The sequence below is a fragment of the Sphaerisporangium sp. NPDC049003 genome (assembly GCF_043197795.1).
Classification (GTDB): Bacteria; Actinomycetota; Actinomycetes; order Streptosporangiales; family Streptosporangiaceae; genus Sphaerisporangium.
On record NZ_JBICTU010000070.1, the window covers coordinates 1 to 4,632 of the forward strand.

A 4,632-nucleotide genomic window follows, 5' to 3' on the forward strand; every position below is an offset into this window, starting at 1 on the left:
ATTGTCCTGTGACAGCGAACCTTGAGTTGTGACAACGAAGGTTGAGCGGTCAGCGCGTTGTCTGGTTGTGGACATAGAGCCTGATCCGGCCGTAGGAGATCGAGACGTCGTGCTCGTCCATGAGTCGTGTCCAGATCTCTGTAGGGCGGTGACCGTTCTCGATCATGGAGTCGATGAGGTGCTGGACCGGATCGATGACCGAGGGGCGGCGGGGTAAGGGCTTGCGGGCCGGAGGCTCGGGGTTGGTGAGGGCGGCCTTGATCGTGCGCTCGGTGACGTGATGGCGCCTGGCCAGGGCGCGCATGGACAGGTTTTCGGTCTCGGCGTCGTGGCGGATCCTCCGGTAGAGCGCTGCCTTATCGAGGCGTTTGGGCTTGGTGGAAGGGCCCGGTTTGTCTCGACCGGGAGCTGGGCCAGCGTCGGAGAGCGTCTTTCGCAGCACCTGAGGGGTGCGTCCGGATAAGACGGCGAGTCGTTCGAGACGCGGCTTGCCGAACCACGTCGGTGGGCCGGCGAGGAAACCGTGCAGGTAGCTGGGCTTGAGGTGGTTGGCCCGGGCCAGACGGCGGATGTAGGAGCCGGTGGTTTCGCCGGATCGGGGACGGACCAGGATCGGAAGCGAAACGAGCCGCTCGTCCGGGACGTTGTTCATCGGCTGGGGCCGGTCTTGGCGCGGGCGCGGGTGGTCTCGGCGGTGTGATCCAGCGGGACGGCGTCCAACCCCTTCCTGGTGATTCCTTCGGTGCCGGTGAGGATGGCGTCGAGGGCGGCTCCGCGGATCTGGTGGGACAGGGCGCCGATCATGCCGCCGGTGCGGTCGTGCAGGTAGCGGTCCAGGCTGGTGAGGGTGCCGGGCTTGTGGGCATGCAGCAGCAGCGTCTGTTCCAGGGTGGCGACCAGGCCCTGCCATTCCGGGCCGTAGGGGAACGGCTGGGTGGTGATGAGGGTGAAGCGTCCGGCGATCTGCGCGCCGCGGGTGCCGGACAGCAGGTCGCTGTGTTCGATGTCGATGCCGGCATAGACGAAGGTGGCCGGGATGCGTTCGGAGAAGTATTTGAGGGTGTCGGCGACCTCGGCGCCGGTGCGGCTGGTCAGCGAGATGTTGTGCAGTTCGTCGACCAGGATCAGTCCGCAGCGGGTGTCGGTGAGCACGCCCACGACGGCCTCGATGATGTCGGTGATGTTGAGCCGGCTGCGGACCGGCAAGCCGAGGAAGCGGCCGAACTCGGCGGCGACCATGCGGGCGGTGGCAGCGGGTGGGACGGTGATGTAGACGACCGGGATCCGGTCGTCAGAGTGCGGGTGACGGGCCCGATCCAGCAGTTCGTGGGCGCGTCCGAGCTGGGTGATGGCGATGGTCTTGCCAGTGCCGGCCGGGCCGGAAACGATCAGCCCCCGGCGGGCGCTGATCGCGTGCCGGTTGAGCAGCACCAGGCGCCGCCCGCAGGTCACCGTATGGCGGACGGCGGAGGTGGCCACCACCAGCAGCCGCGCGTGGTGGTCGAGCCGGGCTTCGTCGTAGGCGTCGCGCTCGATGCCGGGTAACCGGGCGTAGTCGGCGGCGTTCAGCAGGGCGGGCGGGGCCGGTGGCTCGGCCAGCGACCGCCGCCAGCCGGGGATGGTGGTCAGGTGCTGCCCGGACTGCTCGTCAGCGGCCTGCAGGGCGGTGCCGGTGAGGTGGCCGCGGTCGCTCACGAGCGTCTCCAGGGGTTTTCCAGCGGGTCGAACAGTCCCAGCGGGATCACCTTGGCCAGCGGCTCGTCTGTGGTCTCGGCCGGGCCCTGGCCTGATGCGGCGTCTGGCTCGGCATCTGCTTCGGTGGGCGTGACTGGCTGCGGGACAGAAGGTGCGCTGGTTGTGGTGGCGCGGGTGCGGGCCGCGACCTGCCGGTCCCGCGCGGTGCGCCGGGTGCCGGGCTTGGCCGGTTGCTCGGGTCCGGCGCCGGCCTTGGCCAGTAGCGCGGCGACCGCGTCTGCGATTTCAACCTCGGTGGCCCGGGGCAGACTCTGGCTGACGTGATCCCAGGCCAGCTCACCGAACGGGACGGGGACGCGGTGCAGGTGCTTCCACCGCGCCTCGATCCACTCGCCGTCGCCGTGGTGGTTGCGCACCCAGATCTGGGAGACGTCGTAGGGATCGTGATGGACCTCCCAGAGTCCCTTCTTGGCCCGGACCCCGGAGTCCTGGCGCCGGATCAGGCCGGGGCCGTCGTAGGTGCGGCGGCTGATCTTGATGCCGTAGTCGTTGACCGCGCGCCAGATGGCGGGCAGCAGCTCGATGTAATCGGCGCCGGTGAGCGCGACCGGGACGTAGCCGCAGGTCTCGACCAGCGCGGCGTATTTCTCATTCGGGGTGAACGACCTGCCCGGGTGGACCGGGTCACGCAACCCGTCGTGCCTGCGGTTTTGCCACTTGGCGACCAGCCACTCATCCAGAAGCTCCTGCAACTCCAGCAGGGACCAGATGGGCTGCTTGTCCAGGTGCCGTCCGCGCCGGTCGCTGTTGCGGCCGGTGTAGCCGGAGACGAACTGGGCGAACAGCGTGCCCACCGAGCTCAGCATCTTCTCGATGTGGCCCTTCTCGAACGGCGAGCCCTTGTGCGCAGGCTGAACGTCGATCTCCAGGAACCGGCAGGAAGCGAGGAAGTTGCGGGAGATGAAGACCTTGCCGTGATCGCAGACGATCATCTCGGGCACGATCACCGGCCGCGCGGCCGCGTGCTCCAGCCGCTCATCCAGGCTGAGCAGCCGACGGTGCGGCAGCACCGAGCGCGCCATGCGCAACGCCTCCACCCAGCCCGGCCGCATCAGCTCCGGGGTGAGCGTGCGGGCCAGCAGCACGCTCGCGTCGACCGACTTGGTGACCGGTCGCAGCACCGCGGCGGTCACCGTCCGGGTCGCGACATCGATCATGCCGGTGAGCTCGACCTTGCCCGCCACGCCGTCATCCAGCCGGACCAGCACGTCCAGCGAGGTGGAGTCGATCTGCATCACCTCGCCCGGGGCGAAGGCGGGTAACTCCCCGAACGGCGCTTGCGCACCATGCGCCCGCGATCTTCGGGTGACGGCAGAGCCGGTGGTGTGGGTGCCCGCGGTCAACTTGGCCAGCAGCCGATAGAGCGTGCGCTGCGACGGCAGCTCGACCAGCTCACCCTGCTCGCGCAGAAGTTCGCCGGTCCGCCAGAGCAGGAACGACCCGGTGCGGGTGGAGGCGTCCACGGCCTCGGCGATGGCCTGCCGCATCGCCGCGACCACCCGGTCGTCCACGGTCCCGTACCGGGGTCTCTTGCGCATCGGGCGATGATCGGCCAGGCCGAGCACGCCGCCGCTCTCATAGCGGCGGCGATAGTTGGCCACCGTACTTGCGCTCACTCGATGCCCGGCGGTCGTCAGTTCGACCGCCTTGGCCTTCTCCCGGGACGTCAGCGACCTCGTCGGCGCATACTCCGGCCGCGGCTCGGCATCGCCGGGCGCATCCGGTGGCAGCCCGTGCAAGACCTCCAGGATGTGACTCTCCCACCACAGCGCCTTCTCCAGCACAGGTGGGGGCAGCGTCTCCAGCAAGGACACCGCAGGCAGCGGCAACCGCCCTGCGCTGTCCACGATCTCAAAGTCGTCATCGGCGAACAGCAAAGCCGGCGGCACCACCCTAGGCTGGCCACCGAGCTCAGACAGCATCACCGCGTGGCCCGAGACCGCCAGCACGACGCGGACCTGCCCATCGAACCGCACCCGCTCGCCGACCATCAGCCGGGCCGGGCGCGCCAGCCGGCTCACCGGCCCGCCACCTTCGCCGCGTGCACCAGACTGTCGGATCCCAGCAACCGCCTACTGATGTCCGCGACCAGCACGCCGGTCCAGAGCAGGTGAAACAGCACAGGCAGCACCATGAGCGGGTCACCCACCGAGCTGGCCCCGACCCGCAACGGCACCGGCCCGCCGAAGACGCGTACGAGTTCATCGGCGACGTCTCGACGAGCGCCGCAGCGGCGCCTGCGATAGCGGGCCAACCATCGCATGTTCGCCATCAACACCGGATCGGGAACGCCGACCCGTGCGAACTCCCAGCCCACTGCCCGGCAGGCCCGCTCGCTGGCCTCAAACGCCTGCGCCGCCGCGTCGTCGATCTGATAGTCGGCGCGAACGTCGATGACTCGGCCGCGGCCGTCCGCCAACCGGACGAAGTAGTCCGGGGCGTGCCGACGCTGGCGCACCCCGTCATGCCAGTGCAGCCAGAACGGTTGCGAGGCAATGCCCCTCACCTCGGGATCCGCATCGAGCAGGATCAGCCGGTCGCGCTCCAGCCAGGACTCGTACCCGATGTGATCAGCGTTCGTGACCGAGTAATACCAGCCCGCGAAACTCGTTCCCCCCTTGGACCAGCCGAAGGGACGCACCGGCGGCACCTGCTCAAACCGGACGCTCCAGCTGGCTCCCAGCGGTCTACGACACCGCACGCCATCGTGGTAGAAGTCCAGCTCAAACCCGCCATGAGCCGGATCCCCGTGATCAACCGCGAGTTCCTCCACCGTCACTCCTGACGACTGGCGACGCGTCACTCAACCTTCGGTGGCACGAAACTAGTGGTCATCAACCTTCGGTGACAATGCTCAGCCTTCGCTGTCACAGGACA

The 4,632-nt window shown here is 68.7% G+C and carries 4 protein-coding genes; all 4 read right to left on the reverse strand.

The annotated features are described in order from the left end of the window. Positions 1-49: 49 nt before the first annotated feature. Genes ACGFIV_RS36145 through ACGFIV_RS36160 form a run of 4 tightly spaced genes read right to left on the reverse strand, consistent with a single transcriptional unit; the run spans position 50 to position 4,528 of the window. Positions 50-652 (reverse strand): TniQ family protein, encoded by a 603-nt coding sequence (locus ACGFIV_RS36145; protein ID WP_358561314.1) that lies wholly within the window; start codon positions 650-652, stop codon positions 50-52. Next, on the reverse strand, positions 649-1,695 hold the full coding sequence (locus ACGFIV_RS36150) for an ATP-binding protein (protein ID WP_358561317.1): 1,047 nt from the start codon (positions 1,693-1,695) through the stop codon (positions 649-651). Before ACGFIV_RS36150 ends, ACGFIV_RS36145 begins: the two co-directional genes overlap by 4 nt. After that, a complete protein-coding gene (locus ACGFIV_RS36155; protein WP_392839578.1) occupies positions 1,692-3,776 on the reverse strand; it encodes an integrase in 2,085 nt (694 codons plus the stop codon). Before ACGFIV_RS36155 ends, ACGFIV_RS36150 begins: the two co-directional genes overlap by 4 nt. After that, positions 3,773-4,528, reverse strand: coding sequence for a TnsA-like heteromeric transposase endonuclease subunit (locus ACGFIV_RS36160; protein WP_358562070.1), 756 nt, complete (start codon positions 4,526-4,528; stop codon positions 3,773-3,775). Before ACGFIV_RS36160 ends, ACGFIV_RS36155 begins: the two co-directional genes overlap by 4 nt. Between the last annotated feature and the right edge of the window lie 104 nt (positions 4,529-4,632).

Excerpts from the sequence above, each read along its gene's own strand:
- ACGFIV_RS36145 (WP_358561314.1), bottom strand. The coding sequence starts at position 652 with ATGAACAACGTCCCGGACGAGCGGCTCGTTTCGCTTCCGATCCTGGTC.